The organism is Micromonospora krabiensis (genome assembly GCF_900091425.1).
GTDB classification, from domain to species: Bacteria; Actinomycetota; Actinomycetes; order Mycobacteriales; family Micromonosporaceae; genus Micromonospora; species Micromonospora krabiensis.
The window spans coordinates 6871884-6893739 of record NZ_LT598496.1 but is presented as its reverse complement, the minus strand read 5'-3'; the positions used below and the strand labels follow the sequence as shown (position 1 = coordinate 6893739).

General features: G+C 73.0%; 15 protein-coding genes and 1 tRNA gene. 6 read left to right on the top strand and 10 right to left on the bottom strand.

All coding sequences use genetic code 11. The features are described 5' to 3' along the window. Nucleotides 1–20: 20 nt before the first annotated feature. Nucleotides 21–806 (bottom strand): 2OG-Fe(II) oxygenase, encoded by a 786-nt coding sequence (locus tag GA0070620_RS31675; RefSeq protein ID WP_091597317.1) that lies wholly within the window; start codon nt 804–806, stop codon nt 21–23. 57 nt (nt 807–863) lie between these two features. After that, nucleotides 864–3062 (bottom strand): tetratricopeptide repeat protein, encoded by a 2199-nt coding sequence (locus GA0070620_RS31670; protein WP_091597314.1) that lies wholly within the window; start codon nt 3060–3062, stop codon nt 864–866. Between the two features lie 325 nt (nt 3063–3387). On the opposite strand from GA0070620_RS31670, the gene GA0070620_RS31665 reads away from it, so the two are divergent. Beyond that, the gene (locus tag GA0070620_RS31665; protein WP_157741741.1) at nt 3388–3960 is read left to right on the top strand and encodes a hypothetical protein; all 573 of its coding nucleotides are present in this window, start codon (nt 3388–3390) and stop codon (nt 3958–3960) included. 31 nt (nt 3961–3991) lie between these two features. Here the strand turns inward: GA0070620_RS31665 and murD are convergent, their stop codons facing one another. Next, complete coding sequence (gene murD, locus GA0070620_RS31660) at nt 3992–5338, bottom strand: UDP-N-acetylmuramoyl-L-alanine--D-glutamate ligase (protein WP_091597308.1); 1347 nt, start codon at nt 5336–5338, stop codon at nt 3992–3994. A 100-nt stretch (nt 5339–5438) separates the two neighbouring features. Here murD and GA0070620_RS31655 point away from each other — a divergent pair, with 100 nt between their 5' ends. Continuing rightward, nucleotides 5439–6791 carry a hypothetical protein gene (locus GA0070620_RS31655; protein ID WP_091597306.1) on the top strand — a complete coding sequence of 451 codons (1353 nt, stop codon included), beginning with the start codon at nt 5439–5441 and terminating at the stop codon, nt 6789–6791. A 41-nt stretch (nt 6792–6832) separates the two neighbouring features. Here GA0070620_RS31655 and GA0070620_RS31650 read toward each other — a convergent pair whose 3' ends face one another. Further along, nucleotides 6833–8668: a PucR family transcriptional regulator gene (locus tag GA0070620_RS31650; RefSeq protein WP_452299638.1), complete on the bottom strand. Its 1836-nt coding sequence runs from the start codon at nt 8666–8668 to the stop codon at nt 6833–6835. Between the two features lie 178 nt (nt 8669–8846). On the opposite strand from GA0070620_RS31650, the gene GA0070620_RS31645 reads away from it, so the two are divergent. The 3 genes from GA0070620_RS31645 to GA0070620_RS31635 all read left to right on the top strand — a co-directional run bounded on the left by GA0070620_RS31645 (nt 8847) and on the right by GA0070620_RS31635 (nt 12572). After that, a complete protein-coding gene (locus GA0070620_RS31645) occupies nt 8847–10115 on the top strand; it encodes a serine hydrolase domain-containing protein (RefSeq protein WP_197677492.1) in 1269 nt (422 codons plus the stop codon). A 108-nt stretch (nt 10116–10223) separates the two neighbouring features. Next, nucleotides 10224–10296 (top strand) — tRNA-Pro (locus GA0070620_RS31640). A 2-nt stretch (nt 10297–10298) separates the two neighbouring features. Beyond that, nucleotides 10299–12572, top strand: coding sequence for a hypothetical protein (locus GA0070620_RS31635; protein ID WP_091597300.1), 2274 nt, complete (start codon nt 10299–10301; stop codon nt 12570–12572). Nucleotides 12573–12662: 90 nt separating this feature from the next. On the opposite strand, the gene argG is transcribed toward GA0070620_RS31635, so the two are convergent. Beyond that, nucleotides 12663–14114 (bottom strand): argininosuccinate synthase, encoded by a 1452-nt coding sequence (gene argG / locus GA0070620_RS31630; protein WP_091597298.1) that lies wholly within the window; start codon nt 14112–14114, stop codon nt 12663–12665. Nucleotides 14115–14161: 47 nt separating this feature from the next. Continuing rightward, nucleotides 14162–14983 (bottom strand): TrmH family RNA methyltransferase, encoded by an 822-nt coding sequence (locus GA0070620_RS31625; protein ID WP_091597295.1) that lies wholly within the window; start codon nt 14981–14983, stop codon nt 14162–14164. Between the two features lie 385 nt (nt 14984–15368). Here GA0070620_RS31625 and GA0070620_RS31620 point away from each other — a divergent pair, with 385 nt between their 5' ends. Next, nucleotides 15369–16760, top strand: coding sequence for an endo-1,4-beta-xylanase (locus tag GA0070620_RS31620; RefSeq protein ID WP_091597292.1), 1392 nt, complete (start codon nt 15369–15371; stop codon nt 16758–16760). 137 nt (nt 16761–16897) lie between these two features. On the opposite strand, the gene GA0070620_RS31615 is transcribed toward GA0070620_RS31620, so the two are convergent. From GA0070620_RS31615 to GA0070620_RS31600, 4 genes are all read right to left on the bottom strand, one after another. Beyond that, the gene (locus GA0070620_RS31615; RefSeq protein WP_091597289.1) at nt 16898–19096 is read right to left on the bottom strand and encodes a transglycosylase domain-containing protein; all 2199 of its coding nucleotides are present in this window, start codon (nt 19094–19096) and stop codon (nt 16898–16900) included. A gap of 147 nt (nt 19097–19243) precedes the next feature. Further along, on the bottom strand, nt 19244–20047 hold the full coding sequence (locus GA0070620_RS31610; protein ID WP_091597286.1) for a hypothetical protein: 804 nt from the start codon (nt 20045–20047) through the stop codon (nt 19244–19246). 165 nt (nt 20048–20212) lie between these two features. Continuing rightward, nucleotides 20213–21316 carry an SPFH domain-containing protein gene (locus tag GA0070620_RS31605; protein WP_091597283.1) on the bottom strand — a complete coding sequence of 368 codons (1104 nt, stop codon included), beginning with the start codon at nt 21314–21316 and terminating at the stop codon, nt 20213–20215. A gap of 5 nt (nt 21317–21321) precedes the next feature. After that, nucleotides 21322–21795 carry an NfeD family protein gene (locus tag GA0070620_RS31600; RefSeq protein WP_091597280.1) on the bottom strand — a complete coding sequence of 158 codons (474 nt, stop codon included), beginning with the start codon at nt 21793–21795 and terminating at the stop codon, nt 21322–21324. Nucleotides 21796–21856: the final 61 nt, after the last annotated feature.

Here is a 21856-nt window from a genome sequence, read left to right as displayed (position 1 = left end):
CGAAGCGCCGACGCGGCCGGTCAGGCGAAGACCAGCAGCGGATCCGTCTCCGCCCGGACACCCACGAAGCAGGCGGCCGAGGTGCGGCAGCCCTCGCGTACCTCGCGGACGCCGTGCATCCGCCCCGCCTCGAACATCACCAGGTCGCCCTTGCCGGGCAGCACCGTGTCCAGCGGTGGGCCGACCCGCTCCGGCTCGATGCCGTAGTCGAACGGGTCGCTCTTGAGCGCCACGAACTCCTCCTCGGACAGGTGACCCCAGAAGTCGATCTCGCCACCCGCGCCGGGCTCCGGCACCTCCAGGTAGATGTTGACCCCCAGCCGCCGGTGCAGCCGGTAGCTGTCGAGCAGGGGGATCTGCCGGCGGTCGATGTGCGGGCGGCCCCGGCCGCCGGGCGTCATCCGGCGCAGCACACCGGGCAGCATCATCCGGCCGTCGTGCCGACCGACCGTCGCCCCGTACGGCCACATCTCGTCGAGGTCAAGCCGGATCAGGTCGGTCGGGGACTGCAGCCCGGCGAACACCTCGTGGCGGATCAGGCGGGTGGTGTCGGCGGAGGTGTCCAGGTAGCGGGCGACGCTGTCACCACCGTTGGCCACCTCCCCCATCGACGTGCCGACGCTGGTGAACTCCTTGGTGAGCAGGAAGTTGGCGTCGTCGACGGCGCGGACCACCCGGGGCAGCGCGGCGTCGCACTGCTCCGGCGGGTAGTACTCGCGGTGCCAGATCACGTCGATCTCGCCGGTGGCCAACTCCCGCAGCGTCTCGGCGGTCAGCCGGTCCCGGCGGCGCAGTTGATCGGTCACGTCAGCTCCTCGTCAGGCTGCCTGCGGATCCGGATCGGAACCCCGACGTCCCGTCCGTCATGCGCCACGAAGCGTCTTGAGGTCCGCCTCGGCCCGGACCGTGTCGCCGTGGTCGTCGCCGAGGATCCGCCGCCGGTCCTCGACCACACCCACCAGCACCTTCTCCGCCTCGGCGGTGGCGCCGGTGGCGATCAGACACTCGGCCAGCGTGTGCCGGGCGGCGATCATCGCGACGTGCTGGACCTGCCGCTTGGCGGCGTCGGTCGAGAGGATCTCCCGCAGGTCGGCGAGGGCCTCGTCGACCTCCCCCTCGCGCAACCGGCAGATGTCCAGCGTGTGCCGCACCGTGAGGGTCTCGAAGTGGTCCGGCGCCCAGTGCCGCAGCCGGATCTCCAGGATCTCGGTCAGCTCGGCACGCGCGTCCGCGTACCGTCCCTGGTAGACGATCGCGCGGGCCAGGCTGTGCCGCGCGGTCATGGTGTCCCGGTCCTCGGGGCCGCGCACCCGGTACTCCGCCCGGACGATGTCCCGCAGCTCGTCCTCGGCGTCGCGCCACCGGCCCTGCTCCAGGATCGTCCGGGCCAGCTTGTGCCGGCTCGCCAGGGTGTTGCGGTGTTCCCGCCCGAGCAGGTTCTCCCGCGCCGGGATGATCAGGCGGAGCTCGTTCTCGGCCCAGCTCAGGTGCCCCTGCTCCAGGGCGGCCCGGGCGCGCTCGTGGCGGAGGCTGAGCGCGGGACGGGAATCGAGGTCGACGCCGATGCGGCGACACCCGGCCAGGCAGCGCTCCAGAAAGATCTCCGCCTGCCCGGGCAGACCCACGGCCAGGATGTAGCGGGCGATCAGCCGGGCCAGGTCCAGTGCGACATCCAGCAGGTCGGGCCGGAGCCGCGGCAAATCACCGCCGTCGAGGAAATCGAGCACCGCGCCCATGGTGGGCGGCGCCAGCACGTGCCAGCTCGCCCACTTGTCCGGCTCGTCGGGGTCGAACTCCTCCTCACGTGGCCGGTCCGGGTCGCGCAACCGCAAGGTGTCCAGCAGGTCGAGCACCAGCTCGTGGTACGCCGCCCGCTCGGTCACCACGTCCGGCAGGTCCCGGATCAGCTCCCGGACCAGCGGGTGCAGGGTCACCACGTGGGCGACCGGGGACTGAGCCGGCAACGACTCGATCACCCCGAGGTCGACCAACGCGAAGTCGGCCAACGAGCGCAGCACGTCGCGGAGCCGGTCCTCGCCGATCTCCCCGATCAGCGGCGACGCGGACAGCCGCACCGGGTCCAGCAGCACCGCGTAGGGGATGGGTGCGTCGCCGAGGCAGGCCAACAGTCGCAGCACCGGCCGCGCCTGGTCGAGCCCCCGGTTGGCCAGCAGGTCCAGCGAGATCTCCCAGGACTGCACCACCGGCCGGACCGCGCGGTCGAAGCCGCTGGACCCGTTGCGCCGGGCGGAGGTGCCGGCCCGGTGGTCCAGCGCCGCCCGGTAGTCGTCGTAGGTGCGGATCGAGGAGCGGGAGGTGCCGACCGGGATGCGGTTGGCCTCCGCCAGGTAGGTGCCGGCGCCGCGCAGCGCCAGCGGGTGCCCCTTCAGCCGCGCGGCGAGCCGGGTCGCCTGGGCCTGCGTGCCGGGGGCGGCGCCGGCGAGGTCGACGAGCACCTGCGCGCCGTCGGCCGGCGACAGCTCGTCCACCAGGTGCATGGTGGACCACTCACCCCAGGTGTCCCGCCGCCCGTCGCGGGTGGTGACCAGGACCAGCCCGTTGGGCGTACGCGGCTGCCGCAGCCAACCCGTGCCGTCGGCGACCTGCCCGTCGGCCGGGGCCAGCAGGGTCGGCTCGTCGGCGTTGTCGAAGATCAGCAACCACGGACGGGGCGAGTTGTTCAACAGGTCCCAGACCAGCTCCACGGGGCTGCGGGCCTTGCCGGCCCAGGCGAGGTCGAGCTGGTTCTCCGGCGCCTGGAGCTGACCCGCGACCTCCCGCATCCCGGCACTGACCCGCGCCGAGTCCTTCGCCGAGATCCACCAGACCAGCCGGCCCCGCTCCTCGAGCTGACGGGCCACCTCCTGCGCGGTGAGGCTCTTGCCGCAGCCACCGAGCCCCCAGAGGATCTGGGTGGCCTCCTCCGGGGCGCGAGAGGTCCCGGCGGGCGGTTCGGCGGCCCGCAGGATCGTCTCGACCAACTCGTCCCGGCCACGCAGCGGCAGGCGGTTACGACGAGGCGGAATGATCGAGAACCCGATGTCCTGGGTCGAGCTGGTCATCGGCCCGTCCCCGTGCGGACCGTCCCCGGTCGGCCCGGCACCTGACCCGCGCGTGAGCGCCCGGGCCGACGCGGGCCGGGGTGGAGGTGACTCATCTGGCCTCCCGGAGGGGGTTGCGGCAGGCTCCACGATGGCCGGTCCACGCCTGGCGGGTGCCGGCCACCACACGTGATCCGTGAATCAACACTACCGGCTCAAGCTCCTGGTATCACTCCGTGCAGCCGCATGAACATGAAAGGTAGGGGTCCCGGCAGCGGGACGGCCGATCACCCCCGCTGAATGGTGGATCCTCGGCGGACTGGCGTACCAGGGCTAGCGTGACCTCATGTCGATTGTGGAGGCCCTGACGGTCGTACCGACCGACTGGAACATCGACTGGGGCTCCGTTCCGGACTGGTTCGGCGGGCTCGGCACCGTCGGCACGCTGCTCTTCGGCGTGCTCAGCGTGCGTCGCGAGCTGCGGGCCCGCCGGCGCGAGGACCGGGCGGCGCAGGCGCGACAGGCGCGGCTCGTCTCGACCACCACCCGCACCGAGGGCGGCGGCGTGTTGCGGGTGCGCGTCGCCAACGACAGCGACGGGCCGATCTTCGACCTGGCGGCCACTCCGGTGGTGCACACCGGCCAGCCGGGACCCGACGGGCGGCGGGTGGCGGTGGCCACCGTGACCGGCCCGCTCGACCGGCTCGACGGCGGCACCGCCGCGGAACTGTTCGTCGCCGTCGACCGCAGCGTCGACCTCACCCGGTACGCGTCGGCGACCGTCCAGCTCACCTTCACCGACCAGCAGGGCAACCGGTGGCGGCGGGAGGGAACCGGCCAACCCGAACCCGACCTCGGCGACGAGCCGACCGGCGCAGCTCGGTCGTGGCCGCGCCGACTCTGGTCACGACTCCGCTGATCCACGGGGTGCGCCGAGTCGGCGGCCGGTGTCAGCGGGCGGTGTCGCGTACCGCCTCGGCGAAGACCTCGGAACGGTGCTCGTAGTTGCGGAACCGGCCGTAACTGGGCGCTGCGGGCGAGAGCAGCACCACCCCGCCGGCCGGGGTGAGCTTGCGGGACAGCCCCACCGCGGCGACCAGGTCCTCGGCGGTCTCCGTACGCACCCCGGGCAGCCCGGCGAGCGCCTCGACGATCCGGGGCCCGCTGTCGGGAATGCCGATGACGGTGATCTCCCGCTCGGCCAGGTGCTCCCGCAGCGGGGTGTAGTCCAGCCCTCGGTCGTTGCCGCCGACGATCACGGTCAGCGGCCGCCCCTCGTACGCGTCGATGGCGTGCATCGCCGCGTACGGGCTGGTGGCCAGCGTGTCGTCGACGAAGGTCAGGCCGGACGGGTCGGCGATCTCGGTAAGCCGGTGGGCGAGTCCCTGGAACTCGGCGACCGCGACGGCGAGGGTGTCCTTGCGCTCGACCACGTCCACGCCGAGCGCGTCGAGCACGGCGAGCGCCACGCACAGGTTGCCCTCGTTGTGCCGGCCCACCAGCGGCAACACCGCACGCGGGAAGAGCGGCTGGTCGCCGAGGTGGAACCAGGGCGTGCCGTCGGGGCCGGAGGCGACGTGGGTGGTGTCCGGCGCGCCGGCGCGTACGGCGGGGAGGTCCCCCAGCTCGGCCGCGAGCCGCGGGTCGGCGCCGTTGACCACGACGGTCTCCGGCCCGTGCGCGAGCAGGTTGAGCTTGTCCCGGTAGTACTCCCGCTCGCCGCCGTGGGCGTCCAGGTGCTCGGGGAACAGGGCGGTGACCGCCGCCACCCGGGGCGAATCGGTCAGGTCGCTGCACTGGTAGCTGGACAGCTCCAGCACGTACAGCTCGGCCTCGGGCAGGTCCAGCGTCGGCACGCCGATGTTGCCGCCGAAGACGTTGGGCCGGTCCACGGCGGTCAGCAGGTGGCTGATCAGGCTCGACGTGGTGCTCTTGCCCTTGCTGCCGGTCACCCCGACGGTCCGGGCGGCGTGGTCGGCCATCCACAACGCGGTGCCCTGGGTGATCGGCACGCCGAGGCGGCGCAGCTCCACCAGCCACGGGTGGGTCTGCGGCACTCCGGGCGAGCGGACCACGACGTCGGCGGCGGCCAGCCGGGCGAACCCCTCCTCGCCGGTGACCAGCGGCGCCGCCTCGGCCAGCGGGCCGTCCCAGGGCAGCGAGAGGAAGTTGGCGCTGTCGTCGACGGCGACGAGGTCGGCCGGGCCGTGGGCGGCGATCGCGGTCACCGCGGCCCGGCCCTCCCGGCCGGTCCCCCAGACGGCGACGGAACGTCCGCGCAGGTCAGACAGGCGCACAGGTGTTCTCCTCCGGAGCGGGACGGCGGCCGGCGGGGCCGTCGGGGGCCGGTCCGGCACAGCCGGGCACGGCAGGACGAACCAGGGCCTAGTATGGCGTGTGCGCTACGAGCAGCTGCGGCGGATGGACGCCTTCACCTTCCCGTCCTACTCGATCGACCTCTCCACCGGGGAGGCCCTGTTCGACTACGCCCTGACCGGCCCCGCCGGGGAGCAGCGATTCACCGAGGTGATCACGCTGCCGCTGCCGGAGGCACCCCCGTCCGACGAGACGGTCGCCGCGCTCGGGCGGGTCCTGGAGCTGCTGCACGTCGTCGCCGGGGTCAGCTACTACAAGGCCGCCGCCCCGGGCCGGCTGGTGTTGCCGGCACCGCTGGGCCCGGCCGCCATCGCGCTGGTCACCGCCATCTACCGCAAGGGCCTGGCGGAGTACGCGTACCGCAACCAGCTGCCGCACGTGCTGGAGCTGAAGCCGGAGGTCCCCGACGGGTCGGTGAAGCCCGCGGCACAGCTGGACAACTCCGACCGGCGGCCGCTGTCGGCGGTCGGCGGGGGCAAGGACTCGATCGTCTCGTTGGAGGCGCTGCGCCGGGCCGGTTTCGACCCGGTGCCGTTCTCGGTCAACCCGAACCACGTGATCGTCTCGGTCAACGAGGCGTCCGGGCTCACCCCGCTCGCCGCCCGCCGCCGGATCGACCCGGTGCTGTTCGAGCTGAACGCGGCGGGCGCCCGCAACGGACACATCCCGGTCACCGCGATCAACTCGCTGATCGCCGTCGCCACGTCAGTGCTGCACGGCCTGGGTCCGGTGGTGATGTCCAACGAGCGGTCCGCGTCCGACCCGAACCTGATCTGGAACGGTCACGAGATCAACCACCAGTGGTCCAAGGGGGTCGAGGCGGAGGGGCTGCTGCGGGCCGCGCTGGCCGAGCACGCCGGGCTGACCGAGCCGTACTTCTCGCTGCTGCGCTCCCTGTCGGAGCTGCACATCGCCCGGCTGTTCGCCGGGATCGACCGCTACGACGACGTGGTGACCAGCTGCAACGCCGCCTTCAAGCTGCACGACCCGAGCGAGCGCTGGTGCCGCGACTGCCCGAAGTGCCGGTTCGTGTTCCTCGCCCTGGCGCCGTTCATGCCCCGCGAGCGGATCACCCACATCTTCGGCGGTGACCTGCTCGCCGACCCCGCACAGATCCCGGGCTACCGGGAGCTGCTCGGCGTGGACGGGCACAAGCCGTTCGAGTGCGTCGGCGAGGTGGAGGAGTCGGTGGTGGCGCTGAGCCTGCTCGCCGAGCAGGAGCAGTGGCGCGACGCGCCGGTTGTCCGCGCCCTGGTCGACGCCGTGCCCGACACCGCCTGGTCGGCGATCGCCACCTCGGACGTGTTCACCCCCGGCGGCGGCCCCGACCACGTCCCCGCCACCTACGGCAAGGTCCTGTCCACCCTGACCTGACCGCCCACCCGCTCGCGGCCCCCGGCGCGGCGGTGGGTTGGTCAGGGGGTGCGGATGGCGTCCAGGGCCAGCAGGGCCACGTGCAGGGACAGGCAGGCGTCGACCGAGTCGAGGTCGGCGTCGAGGATGCGGCCGATGCGGGCGAGCCGCTCGTAGAACGCCGGCCGGGACAGGTGCGCCGCGGCGGCCGCCGCCGACTTGTTCCGGCCCTGTTCCAGGTACGCGCGCAGCGTGCCGAGCAGCTGCTCCCGGGGGTGCTGCGCGTCGTACGCCAGCAGCGCGCCCAGCTCCCGCTCGACGAACGTCTGCACCCTCGGCTCCTCCCGCAGCAGGTGCAGCAGCCCCGCCAGCCCGACGTGCGGCAGGCGGAAGATGGGCAGGTCCCGGCGGTCCCGGCGAGCCGCGTCGGCGATCTGGCGCGCCTCGATCAGCGACCGGCGCGCCTCGCGCAGGCTGCCCACCCCCGACCCCGCCGCGATGATCACCGCGGCGGGGCGACCGGGACCGGGCCGCGCGTCCGACCGCCGCCCGTCCTGCCGGGGCACCGCCGACCCGGCGCGGACCGTCCCCGTGTCCGCTCGGGCGGTCGGGTCGTCCGGACGGGTGCGTCGCAGGGCGGTGGCGAACGCGGCCAGCGCCCGCTCCTCCGCCGCCGCGTCCGGCAGGGCGAGCAGCGCCCCCACCGCCTGGTCGTCGACCACGCTGGTCAGCGCCGTCAGCTTCGCCTCGTGCAGCGCCTGCCCGACCGCCTCGGCGAGGTCCCGCAGCCGGGCCGGCGCGGCCCCCGGACCGGGGTCACCGAGGTCGGTCGCGGGCCCGCTGTCCCCCGCCACCTCGTCGGCGCGCGGCCGCACCATCACCCCGACCAGGTGCCGACGCTCCAGCACCACGCCGAGCGCCTTGGCACGCAGCGCCACCTCGTCCACCGGGCGGGAGTGGTCGAGCAGCGCGGTGAGCAGGGTGCGGTGGATCTGCCGCTCCAGCCCCTCCGCGTCCCGGCGGATCAGCCGACCCAACGCGAGCGTGGAGGCGGCCCGCTCCACCAGGATGGTCAACCGGGTCGGCGGCACGTTCCCGGGGCGCAGGCGCGAATCGTCCTCCGGCCCCGCCGACGCGGCGTCGGGGCGGCGCGACGGCACCGCGGTCAGGTCACCCCCCGCCGGCCAGCGCAGCAGCAGCCGCCCCCAGTCCTGACCCCGGGCACCGACGGCGGTGACCAGCCAGCCGTTGTCCGCGTCGTACGCCGTCCGCCCGGCCGGCCGGATCCGCCGCGAATGCTGCTCCCAGGCGTCGAGCAGCAGTTCGGCGCTCTCCCCCGCCGGGTCGTACGCCAGCACCTGCCGGGAGAGGTTCTCCAGCACCACCGGGCAGCCGGACAACTCGGCGGCCTGCCGCACCACCTCGCCCGCCCCGGCGCCCTCCACCGACAGGTCGGTGAACCGTTGGTGGATCTCCTCGGTGGCCCGCAGCTCGGTGAGCTGGGCGTCCACGATCAGCGCGTGCACCGCCTCGGTGATCCGCACGAACGGGGTGGCCCGGCGCAGCTCCACCAGCGGGAGTCCTCGCCGCTCGGCCGCCGCGACCATCACCCGGGGCACCGCGCTGCCGTAGCGGCGGCCCAGCTCCACCACCAGGCCGGAGACGCCCACGTCGGCCAGGTCGCCGATGAACGCCCGCAGCCCGGCATCGTCGCCCGGCAGCCCGATGCCAGTGGTGAGCACCAGCTCGCCCCCGCCCAGCAGGGTCGCGATGTCCGGCACCTCCGCCACGTGCACCCAGCGCACCGGCCGGTCCAGCCCGGCGTCCCCGGCGACCAGGCGCGGGGCGCCGTGGCGGACGGGGTCCAGGGCCAGGACCTCACGGACGGTAGGGAACACGGCCGCCACGCTACCCTGCGTGACCCCGGAACTCGACCGTCACGTCCGGCTGCCCGCACGCGCCGCCACCTGGAGCACCGGCACCGGGAGCCGCCAAACGCTACGACCCACCGCCCCCACCGAAGCGATCTTGTCCAGTAGCGTGCCCCGTGTTCGTGATCAAAACGGGAGGACGGGCATGGACGGGATGAAGGTCAGCCGCCGGACATTCGGAAAGCTGGTGGGTGCCGCCGGCGCGGGGACCCTGGTCGCCGCCACCGGCGGGACGCCGGCCGCCGCGGCAACCACCTGGACCGCCACCGGAACCGCGGTCACCGCCCTGCGCTCCTTCGACGACACGATGAAGAGCTTCATGCAGGCACGCGGGATCTCGGCCGGGCAGCTCGCGGTGACCTACCAGGGCCGGCTCGTGCTCGCCCGGGGCTACGGCAACAACTCGCCCGAGACGATCCAGCCGACGTCGCTGTTCCGGGTGGCGAGCGTGTCGAAGTCGCTGACGGCGGCGGCGCTCGTCCGGCTCGCCCAGGACGGCAAGCTCACCCTCGGCGACTCGATCGCCAAGCACCTCGATCTCACCCCGCCACCCGGGCAGGCCGTTGACCCGCGGCTGTCATCGGTCACGCTGTGGCGCCTGCTGCAGCACACCGGCGGTTGGGACCGGGACCAGACGGCGTTCGACCCGCTGTTCAAGGACCGGATCATCGCGCAGGCGCTGGGCGTGCCGATGGAGTTGCACCACGCCGACGTCATCCGGTTCATGAACGGTCAGCCGCTGGTCCACAACCCCGGCTCGACGGTCTCCTACAGCAACTACGGCTACCTGCTGGCCGGCCGGGTCGTCGAGGCGGTCAGCGGCCTGCCCTACGAGACGTACGTGAAGCAGAAGCTCCTCGCCCCGCTGAAGATCACCCGGATGGCGAGCGGCTGGACCATCGCCCGGCACAGCGGCGAGGTGGGCTACCGCTCGCAGTACAGCGGGCCGACCGTCCTGGACGGCTCGGGCTCGACGGTGCCGGCGCCGTACGGCACCTTCAGCATGCGCCTGCAGGACGCGAACGGAGGCTGGATCGCGTCCGCCGTCGACCTGGTCCGCTGGGCCTCGGCCTTCGACACCGGCAGCACCCTGTTCAACGCCACCTCGCTCGGCCGGGTCTTCGCGGTGCCCACCGTCGGGGTCAACGCCAACGGCTGGTACTACGGCCTGGGCTGGCAGGTCCGGCCGGTCAGCGGCGGCACCGGCCGCAACACCTGGCACACCGGCAGCCTGCCCGGCACCTACAGCCTTCTCGTGCGCACCTACCACGGGATGAGCTGGGCGGTGGTCTTCAACCAGCGCGACGACCCATCCGGGCTCAGCTACAGCGAGATCGACTCGGCACTGTGGACCGCCTCCCGGGCGGTGAGCAGTTGGCCGTCGCACAACCTCTGGTCGACGTACTTCGCCTGACCCGAGCCCACCGCCGTCGGGAAAACCGGGCAGCGCGCGGGGATGTCGCGCCGGTAGTCTCGACCGCGCTCTGGACGTGCGTCGCCCGGGGCGCCGCCGCGGTGGCGACAGCGTGTAGCTCAGTCAGGAGAGCGCCGGGCTCGGGACCCGGAGGGCGCGGGGGCAGGGCCCGCCACGCTGGCGATGGACACGAACGAATCCCGGATCGGCACCGACTACCCCGTCGGTGAGTTGACCCGCGCCGCCGTCACGGCGAGCAACCACGCGGACGCCGCCACCCGAAACCGCGCCCACGAACGCTTCGCCCGGTGGGCCGCGGTGCTCCGCGGCATGGCCACCGGCCGGTTGCGGATCGGTTCCCGGCGCCCGGTGGCCGATCTGCCGGTCTGGGCGACCCCGCGCGTGGTCCGGGGCGGCTTCGCCACGGGTGAGGCGCTGGCCGGCGGACCGCTCCGCCCTCACGAGGCAGCCCTGGCCGAGCTGGCCGGCGTACCGGCCCGGCGTGACGCGCTCTTCGACCACCATCTCACGGCTGACGGGCTGGCCGGGCTGACGACCCTGCTGGAGAGCGGGGCCTACCGGGTCGACCTGCCCGAGGACGCGGCGCTGCTGACCGTGGCGTGGCTGGTGCGCGCCGGGGACCGGGAGGCCGCGGCGGCCGTGCTCGACGAGCTGCGCCCGTACGCCGATCGACTGTGCTTCGGGCCGGTGCCGCACGACGGGCAGACGTACGGCCCGGATCTGGTGTGGCGGGAGACGGCCGGCGAGGCACGTGACCGCCTGGCCCGGCGCGGACCGAATCCCCGGGTCGCGGCGATGCGCGAGGCCCTGACGGTGTGGAACCCGTTCGCCGACCGGCTGCTCGACCTCTGGCTGGACACGGTGCGCGACGGGCGCGTCGGCGCGGAGTTCCCCACCGGGTGGCACGACCGGGCGACGGCGCTCGTCGCCCGCTACCACCAGCTCGCCGCCGCACACCCGCATAACGGCAAGCACCGCCGGCCGAAGACGAACCTGGGCATTCTGCGCTCCGCCACTGAGGAGACCGTCGGTGGCCGGCCGTTGACCGCCCGGGCGCGCGGGCTGCTCCAGCACGCGATCGACTCCATGGTTCGCAAGCGCGGGCGGCCCAGTTCGCCGGAACACCGTGCGCTGCGTGAGCGGCAGGCCGCCGAGGCCGCCCTACCGATGCTGCACACGATGGCCCGCGTCGTGGTGAGCCGTCTCGCGGCGTTGCCGCAGGACCTCGGGGTCCGGTCGGTCGAGGCGGTGACCGGCCCGGTCACCGACGAGGAGGCGGCGACGTCCGGCCTGCCGGTGGGAACGCCGATTCCCGAGCCGCTGCGCCGGCCGATCCGACGCGCCCTGGCCGGCACCGTGCCCGAGCTGATCGCGGCGGGTGTGGTCCCGTCGGCGGAGGTGCTCGCCACGATCGTCCCGCAGATCACCGCCACCGCCGCCGCGGCACCGTACGCCGACGAGGTGCTCCGGTCGCTGATGGCCGCCACATACCGCGCGTTCCGCAACCGCCGCAGCCTTCTGCTGACGAACCTGGAGCGCCAGGTTGGCCTCGACGAACTGCCCTGGGTCCGTGCGGTCGCCGCGCACTGCGCGCCCGGTGCCGGCACCCGGGCCGCAGCGGCGAGTGCCCTGCACCGGCTCGGTGAGCTGGCGCTCGACGGCTTCCCCGCCACCCTGCTGCCCAATCCCCTCGTCCGCGAGCTCGCCACCTTGGACCGGGAGTCCGGTGGGCAGCTGCCGTGGGTGGAGGAGTTGGCCGCCGACATCTTCGAGGGAACCTTCTCGGCCAAGTACGCCGCGGCGGCTCGACTGGCCGGTGACCTGTTGACCGACAGCCTCTACGCGCGGTACTACGACATCGACTACGCGGCGCTGCCCACCGGCGCGGACGTCCAGCGTCGGCGGGATGCGGCAGCGTCCACCTCGGCCGACTTCGACGCGCTCTGCATCGCCCGGGCCGGCACCGGCCCAAGCTGGGACGTGGTGGCCGCGAACGGCATGATCGTCGAGCAGGCCCAGATCCTCACCACCCACAACCTGGCCACCCTGGTCGGGTCGGTGCGAGTGCGGCCGCTGACCGGCTGGCACGAGGTGGCGCTGCGCACGTTCGCCGTGGTGACCGGCCTGACCGCCCGCCTCGCACGCAACCCGCGGCCGCTGGCAACCGTCAAGGACATCGCGTACGCCTGGCGCCAGATGATCTTCTTCATGTCGCTGCCGCAGGTCGGCGACCCCGCCGAGGTGGTCGCCGACCTGTGGCGTGAGCTGGAGCGGACCGCCCCGGACGTCCGGGACCGGCTCCGCCCGGCGGTGGCCGGTCTGGCCGAGGCCGCCGTCGGCGAGCGGTTCGACGCCGACGGGCGCGGCGGCGCGGGCCGACGCCTGCTCGGCTGGACCATGAACGGCCACTGGCTGCTCACGGGCAGCGGCCGGTGATCCTCACCAGGGTTCGTCGCCGCTGATTCCCAGCGGGCCGCGCCCGTGCGGGCGCGGCCCGTTGCCTGATCCCGCAGTTCGGCAAACCGGTCAGTCGACGCCGAACTCCATCGCGGCCCGGTCGAGTGCCTCGTCGTCGGCGGACGCGACGCCCCGAGAGGCGATGGCCTCGGCGCCGCCCTGCGGCATCGCACCGATCAGCCCGGTCGAGGCCGCCTGCGCCGCGCCGACCATCCGCTGCGGGGTCGCGCCGCCGACCATGCCGAGGTTGGCGTACTGCTCCAGCTTCGCCCGGGAGTCGGCGATGTCCAGGTTGCGCATGGTGAGCTGGCCGATCCGGTCCGACGGGCCGAACGCCGAGTCCTCGGTACGCTCCATCGACAGCTTGTCGGGGTGGTAGCTGAACGCCGGGCCGGTGGTGTCCAGGATCGAGTAGTCCTCGCCCCGGCGCAGCCGCAGCGTCACCTCGCCGGTGACGGCCGTGCCGACCCAGCGCTGCAACGACTCGCGCAGCATCAGCGCCTGCGGGTCCAGCCAGCGGCCCTCGTACATGAGGCGGCCGAGCCGGCGGCCCTCGTTGTGGTAGTTCGCCAGGGTGTCCTCGTTGTGGATGGCATTGACCAGCCGCTCGTACGCGGCGTGCAGCAGCGCCATGCCGGGCGCCTCGTAGATGCCCCGGCTCTTGGCCTCGATGATCCGGTTCTCGATCTGGTCCGACATGCCCAGGCCGTGCCGGCCGCCGATGGCGTTGGCCTCCAGCACCAGGTCGACGGCGCTGCCGAACTCCTTGCCGTTGATCGTCACCGGGCGGCCCTGGTCGAAGCCGATGGTGACGTCCTCCGTCGGGATCTCCACCGACGGGTCCCAGAACCGGACTCCCATGATCGGGGTGACCGTCTCGATGCCGGTGTCGAGGTGCTCCAGGGTCTTCGCCTCGTGCGTGGCGCCCCAGATGTTGGCGTCGGTCGAGTAGGCCTTCTCGGTGCTGTCCCGGTAGGGCAGGCCGCGCTCCAGCAGCCACTCCGACATCTCCTTACGCCCACCCAGCTCGGTGACGAAGGCGGTGTCGAGCCACGGCTTGTAGATGCGCAGCTGCGGGTTGGCCAGCAGGCCGTAGCGGTAGAACCGCTCGATGTCGTTGCCCTTGAAGGTCGAGCCGTCACCCCAGATCTGGACGTCGTCGGCGACCATCGCCCGCACCAGCAGGGTGCCGGTCACCGCCCGGCCCAGCGGGGTGGTGTTGAAGTACGCCCGCCCGCCCGAGCGGATGTGGAAGGCGCCGCAGGTCAGCGCCGCGAGCCCCTCCTCGACCAGGGCGGCGCGGCAGTCGACCAGGCGGCCGAGCTCGGCGCCGTAGTTGAGCGCGCGGCCGGGCACCGAGGCGATGTCGGGCTCGTCGTACTGGCCGATGTCGGCGGTGTAGGCGCAGGGGATCGCGCCCTTGTCGCGCATCCACGCGACCGCGACCGAGGTGTCGAGGCCGCCGGAGAAGGCGATGCCGACACGTTCGCCGATGGGCAGGGAGGTGAGAACCTTGGACACGGGGAAAATTATGCAATGAATCGCATGGCCATGCAAGCCAATGCGGCCTAATCGCCGCCGAACGGCGGATCGTCGCGCCCCAGCTCCCAGAACGCCACCGCCGCGGCGGCGGCGACGTTCAACGAATCCACGCCGCGCCGCATCGGCAGCACCACCCGCACGTCGCTGGCCGCCTGGGCGGCCGCGGTGAGCCCGGGGCCCTCGGCGCCGAGCAGCAGCGCCGCCCGCTCGCGCTGCGCCGGGGTCAACCGCTGCATCGGTACGGCGTCCGGCGCGGGCGTCATGGCCAGCACCGTGAAGCCGGACTCCCGGACCTGGTCCAGGCCCCCGGGCCAGTGGTCGAGCTTCGCGTACGGCACCGCGAAGACCTCACCCATGCTCACCCGGACGCTGCGCCGGTAGAGCGGGTCGGCGCAGGTCGGCGACAACAGCACCGCGTCGACGCCGAGCGCGGCGGCCCCCCGGAAAATCGCGCCGAGGTTGGTGTGGTTGTTGACGTCCTCCAGAACGACCACCCGGCGCGCGTCGGCGAGCACCTCGGCGGCCGTGGGCAGCGGCTTGCGCCGGAACGACGCCAGCACCCCCCGGTGGACGTGGAAGCCGGTCGCCTGCTGCAGCACCTCCGGGGACGCCGCGTAGACCGGCGCCTCCCCGGTGTCGAGGTCGGCGAGCTGGTCGACGCGCTTGGCGTCGACGAGGTACGACCGGGCAGGGTAGCCGGCGCGCAGCGCGCGGCGCAGCACCAGCTCGCCCTCGGCGATGAACAGCCCGTGCGGCGGCTCCCAGCGGGTACGCAGCTCGACGTCGGTCAGGGCGCGGTAGTCGGCGATCCGCTCGTCGCCCGGGTCGGTGATCTGGTGGACGGGCACCCGACGATTCTGCCGGACGCTCCCGCGCCGGCCGGACGGCCCCGGGGGCGGGCCCGCGCGCGCCGCACCGGCAGGGCGAGATCAATTTCCGGAAGTTTTCCGGTCCGAGTTCGTCCCTGACGGCGTGGCCGTCGTCGGTGAACCCGCTCGTCAGGGACGGACCCGCCGCGTCCAACCTCGGACGGCATCGACAACGGTGGGCAGTCGAGGGTTGAGTCTTCCGGAATCTCGGGGCTAACATCGATCCGCGCGGATGAGTGGGTGATGAGCCGGAGCACGCGGGCAGCAGAGGCCTCCGGTGGCCGCCCGCACGGCCGGGCCGGCGCGGATGGGCAGCGCGGGGCCGAGGCCGTGACCCATCGTCGCCAGACTCGAAAGGCATCCCATGAACAACCCTCCGGTCCGGTCGGACCGACCGGCCCGCGCGCGGACGGGACGGCGCGTCGCGCTCGTCCTCGCCGCGACGGGCACCCTCCTCGCCGGGGCCACGATCGCCCTGGCCCCCAACGCCAGCGCCGGCACCACCCTCGGCGCGTCCGCCGCCGAGAGCGGCCGCTACTTCGGCACCGCGGTCGCGGCCAACAAGCTCTCCGACAGCACGTACGTGGGCATCCTGAACCGCGAGTTCAACTCCGTCACGCCGGAGAACGAGATGAAGTGGGACGCGACCGAACCGTCGCAGAACAACTTCACCTTCGGCAACGCGGACCGGATCGTGAACCACGCCCGGGCCAACGGGATGCGGGTACGGGGGCACGCGCTGGCGTGGCACTCCCAGCAGCCGGGCTGGGCGCAGAGCCTGTCCGGGAGCGCCCTGCGTTCGGCGATGGTCAACCACATCACCCGGGTGGCGACCTACTACCGCGGCAAGATCCACTCGTGGGACGTGGTGAACGAGGCGTTCGCCGACGGCGGCAGCGGTGCCCGGCGCGACTCGAACCTCCAGCGCACCGGCAACGACTGGATCGAGGTCGCCTTCCGCACCGCGCGGGCCGCCGACCCGGACGCCAAGCTCTGCTACAACGACTACAACACCGACGGGCAGAACGCGAAGAGCAACGCCGTCTACGCGATGGTGCAGGACTTCAAGGCCCGCGGCGTACCGATCGACTGCGTCGGCTTCCAGTCGCACTTCAACCCCCAGAGCCCGGTGCCCTCCGACTACCAGGCCAACCTCCAGCGCTTCGCGAACCTGGGCGTCGAGGTGCAGATCACCGAACTGGACATCGAGGGTTCCGGCCAGGCCCAGGCCGACAACTACGGCCGCGTGATCCGGGCCTGCCTCGCCGTCGCCCGGTGCACCGGCATCACGGTCTGGGGCATCCGGGACAGCGACTCGTGGCGGGCCAGCGGCACGCCCCTGCTGTTCGACGGCTCCGGCAACAAGAAGCCGGCGTACACGTCGACGTTGAACGCCCTCAACGGCGGCGGCACCCCGCCGCCGACCACCACGCCGCCGCCCACCACCACGCCGCCGCCGACCGGCAGCGGGTGCACGGCGTCGGTCACGCTCAACTCCTGGAACGGTGGCTTCGTCGCGACCGTCCGGGTCACGGCGGGCGCGTCCGGCACCAACGCCTGGACGGTGGCGCTGACCCTGCCCTCGGGTGCGTCACTGGTCAACACGTGGAGCGCGACGCCCAGCGCCACCAGCGGGGCCGTGCAGTTCCGCAACGTCGACTACAACGGCCGGATCGGGGCCGGGCAGACGACGGAGTTCGGCTTCCAGGCCAACGGCACCGCCGGCACCCTCACCCCCACCTGCACCGCGAGCTGACCGCGACGGCGCCGGTGCGGCCCAGCCGCACCGGCGCCCGTCCCGGCGCGCCGTGCGGACGCGGGACGATGTCGGTGGGTGCATCTGCTGCTGTCACAGCGACATGAAACACACCCACCGCGAAGGCAGACGGCCGGTCAGCCCCGGCGGTCGAGCCAGCGGTCCAGCAGGGAGCGCGGGTCGTCCTCGGGGTCCCGCCGCGGCTGCTGCGTCACCGGTGGCTTCACCGGACGGTGCGGCTCGCCGGCCAGCTCTCGACTGGGCGCGGTGAAGGCCTTCTCCGGCTGCCCCTTGACGGCGGTGGCGATCACCCGGGCGACGGCGTCGATCACCTTGGCCTGCACGGCGGAGCCGACGGAATCCCGCGGGTCGTCCGGGTTGGCGGCGATCCCGGCCACCGCGACCTGCGGGGTGAAGCCGACGAACGTCTCGGTGGCGTTCTCCTCCGAGCTACCGGTCTTGCCGGCGACCGGACGGCCGTCGAGGATCTGGTCCACCGAGGTCGCCGTGCCGCCGTTGCACTGCCCGTACGGCGACTGCTGGCCGACCGGGCAGCGGGCCGCGTCGGTGGCGGCCCGGGCGACGTCGGGGTCGAGCACCCGCTTGCAGGACGGGTCGCCCACCGGCACCCGCTCGCCGTCCGCCGTCCGCACCGAGACCACCGGCAGCGGCGTGCAGTACATGCCCTCGGCGGCGACGGTGGCGTACGCGTTGGCCAGGTCGAGCGGGGTGGTCGCGGCCACGCCCAGCGTGAACGAACCCCAGTCGGCGGCGTCGTTCGCGGCGAACCGCGCGTCGGCGTCGGCCCGGAACGTGATGCCCAGCCGCTGCGCCATCTCGACGACCTTGTCCTGGCCGACCTGCTCGGCGAGCCAGACGAAGTAGGTGTTCACCGAGCGGCCGAAGCCGTCCCACATCATCCGGTAGCCGTCCATCCACTCCGGGTTGGCGTTGGCCGGGCACCAGTGGCCGTCGCAGGTCCCCTCGCCCTCGGCCGGGTACCGGGTGGGCAGCTTGCTCGGCGCGTCGAAGCCGGTGGACAGGGTCCGGCCGGACTCCAGCGCGGCGAGCATGGTGAAGAGCTTGAACGTGGAGCCGGCCTGGTAGCCGTCGACCCCGCCGCCGCCGGAGATCAGCGGGTTGACGGTGTTCGGGTGGTTGACCTGCCCGGCCGGGTTCTGGGCCAGGCTGTAGTGCCGGTTCACCGCCATCGCGAGCACCCGACCGGTGCCCGGCTCGACCGCCGCGATCGGCAGGGCCCGCTTGTTGTCGTACCCGTAGACGCCCGTGGCCTGCTTCTGCGCGGTGCTCTGGACCTGCGGGTCCAGCGAGGTGATCACCGTGTAGCCGCCGCGACGCAGGGCCTGCTCCCGCTCCTGGGCGGTCGCGCCGAACGCCGGCTGGTCCATCCACCAGCGGCGCAGGTAGTCGCAGAAGTAGCCCCAGTCGTCGTGGCCCTGGGCCACGGCGGTGCAGCCGTTCGGCTGCGCGGTGGGGCGCAGGGTGAGCTTCTCGGCCTTCGCCTGGGCGGCCTGCTCCGCGGTGATCGCCTTGGTCTCGACCATCGAGTCCAGGACGTACGACCGGCGCTGCAGCGCCGCGTCCCGGTCACCGTCGATCGGGTTGTACGCCTCCGGCGACTGCACCAGGCCGGCGAGCAGGGCCGACTCGGCCAGCGTCAGGTCGGCCGGCGACTTGGCGAAGTAGCGCTGGCTGGCCGCGCCGATGCCGTACGCCCCGGCGCCGAAGTACGCGATGTTCAGGTACCGGTTGAGGATCTCGTCCTTGCTGAGGCTCTGCTCCAGCGCGGAGGCGTACCGGATCTCCTGGAGCTTGCGCCCCACGTTCTGGTCGGTGGCCGCCGCCCGCTCCTCGGCGGTGCGGCTCGGGTCGGTCTTCAGCACGTTGCGGACGTACTGCATGGTGAGCGTCGAGCCGCCCTGCTCGGTGCCGCCGCCCTTGACGTTCGCGACCAGCGCGCGGAACAGGCCCCGAAGGTCCGCGCCGCCGTGCGAATAGAACCGTCGGTCCTCGGCCGCCACGATCGCCTGGCGCATGACCGGCGCGATCTCCGACAGCGGGACGTCGGTCCGGTTCACGTCGTAGAACGTGGTGATCAACGTCTTGCCGTCGTTGGCGTACAGGTAGGAGCGCTGCGGGGTGGCCGGCGTCTTCAGCGCGGCCGGGAGCGCGGCGTACGTCCCGAGCGCCGACCTGGTGGCGAACCCGAGCAGCAGGTTGCCGGGCAGCGCGGCCACGGCCAGGACGAGGCCGGCGAGCGCGCCGGCGAGCAGCACGGTGAACAGCCGCGAGAGCGGCGAGCGGGGTGGGGCCATGGTCCCCAGGATTGCCACGAAATTCACCAACCGACCACCCCGCGCGCCGGTTTGTCAGCAATTTCACCGCCCCGAACCAGCCCTCTCCCAGGCCCGCCCTTCTCCCCGCCCTGTTGATCATGAAGTTGCCGCAACGGCGCGGGTGGGTCAGGGCGTTGCCAGGGGGCCCTCCGGGGTGGCCGGGGGCGGGCCGGCCGTGGCGACGCTGGCGGACGCCGCGTCGCGGACGATGTCGTGCGGCACCAGGCGCCCCGAGCGGTAGCCGATCCCGATCCCGGCGATCAGCACGAAGATCGCCCCGAAGGTCTGCAGGGAGCCGACCAGCGCGCCGCCGAGGCCGAGCAGCGGGGCGGCGATCATGAGCATCACGCCGTCACCGATGCTGAACATGCCGGAGCGGGCCACCGCCCACCCGGTGAGGAACCAACCGGCGGTGTAGCAGGTGGCGCCGACCAGGACCAGCGTGCGGGCGTTCGTGCCGAACACCGGGGTCTGCTCCTCCAGGCCGGCGAAGGGGAGCATGAGCACCGTCCCGGCGATGCTCACCAGCAACCCGACGGTGGCCTCCCGGCGGCTGCGGGTCGCCGCGAGCAGCCCGGTCAGGGCCAGCAGGGCGAGCAGGCCGAGCCAGACCGCCGCCACCCAACCGATCAGGTAGAGCGGCCGACCGTCCGCCGGATAGGGGTCGTTGCCCACGCCGCCGTCGCTGGCCATCGCCACCACGCCGTAGAGCACGGCGTACGCGGGGAGCAGCCACACCGCGGCGCGGGCGAACCGGCGCACCGACCAGGCCCAGCTGGCGTTGGTGGCGGGCCCGCGCGGGCCGGGTTCACCGACGAACGGCAGCACCCCGAACCCACCGCCGGTACGCCGGGTGCCGAGCGGGCCGGTCGGGTCGTGTGCGCCGGGGACCGGGGCCGAGGACCAGATCCGCTTCGCCGGATCCTTCATGCGTCACCTCGCTCATCTGCGCGAGCGGTGCGGGACGCGTCGGGACGCCCCGACACCTGCACCACCCGTCCCAGGACCGATGGTGGCAGGCACCGGAGCGCCCCATGAGTGTTTTTCGCATTTGGCCTCGGGTGGGCCGGAGGTCCGGCCCACCCGAGGAACCGGTCAGCCGCGCTCGCGCTGGTCGGCCGGGTCGTTCACCAGGCTGTCCGGCGAGACCGGCTCCGGCGCGGGCAGCCCCGGCTGCTTGCCACCGGTCACCTGCGCCTCGGCGACGCGTACCTCGTCGTGGACCTCCTGCGCCGCGGCGGCCGCGGCCTGCGCCGCCTCCGCCGCCTCCCGCTCGACGGCGCTCGCCCCGTCGGACGCCTCCGGAGTCGGAACGTCGCCGACCATCTGACTGAGCCCGCCGAGCGCGCCGCCCATGCCCTCCAGGGCCTTGGTCAGCTCGGCCGGCACGATCCAGACCTTGTTGGCGGTGCCGTTGGCGATCTGCGGCAGGGCCTGGAGGTACTGGTAGGCGAGCACCTTCTGGCTCGGGTTGGCCTGGTGGATCGCGTCGAAGACGGTGCGGATCGCCTTCGCCTGACCCTCGGCCTGGAGGATCCGGGCCTGCCGGTCACCGTCGGCGCGCAGCACCGCCGCCTGCTTCTCACCCTCGGCGGAGAGGATCTGCGACTGCTTGTGCCCCTCGGCGTTGAGGATCGCCGCCCGGCGGTCCCGCTCGGCGCGCATCTGCTTCTCCATCGAGTCACGGATGCTCGGTGGCGGCTCGATCGCCTTGATCTCCACCCGGGTCACCTTGATGCCCCAGCGGCCGGTCGTCTCGTCCAGCTTGCCCGAGAGGTGCCGGTTGATCTCCTCGCGGCTGGTCAGCGCCCGCTCCAGGTCGAGCGAGCCGATCACGTTGCGCAGCGTGGTGACGGTCAGCTGCTCGATGGCCTGGAGGAAGTTCGAGATCTCGTACGTGGCGCGGACGGCGTCGATCACCTTGAAGTAGAGCACGGTGTCGATCGACACGACCAGGTTGTCGGAGGTGATCACCGGCTGGGGCGGGAAGCTGACCACCTGCTCGCGCATGTCAACCTTCGTACGGACCGCGTCGATGAACGGCACCAGCAGGTTGAGCCCCGGGTTGAGAGTGCGCTTGTACTTACCCAGCCGCTCGACCACGTCCTGCCGCTGCTGCGGCACGATCCGCACCGCCTTGGCCAGGGTCACCACGGCGATCACCGCCACGGCGATCACCAGGACCGTTATCGCTGTCATCCCGTTCACCCTCCCGCTTCCGGCAGCTCGCCGCCGGAAGAAACGTCGTCCTGCCAGACCAGGGCGGTCGCGCCCCGGATCTTTATCACCCGCACCCGCTGACCGGGGACGAACGACTGCGTCGCGTCGTACGGCCGAGCGGTCCACAATTCACCGTCGATCTTGACAAGCCCGTGCTCGGTGTCCACCGGCTCGATCACCAGTGCGGTCGAACCCTCCATCGCCTCCACGCCGAACGGCTGCTCGCCGGCCTCCAACGCCGACCGTCGGTGCCGCTGGATCACCGGCCGCACCCCCAGGACGGTCAACGCGGACACCGCCGCGAAGACCAGCGCCTGCACCGGCGTCGGGGCACCCAGCGCGGCGGCACCCGCCGCGGCGAACGCACCGGCCGCGAACATGATCAGGAAGAGGGTCGTCGTGAAGATCTCGGCGACCGCCAGCACCACACCCAACACGATCCACAGCACGGCGTCCACCCAACGATCGTGACACGAGAATGCACGCGCGACCGCCCCACGATGATCGATAAGCTCGGCG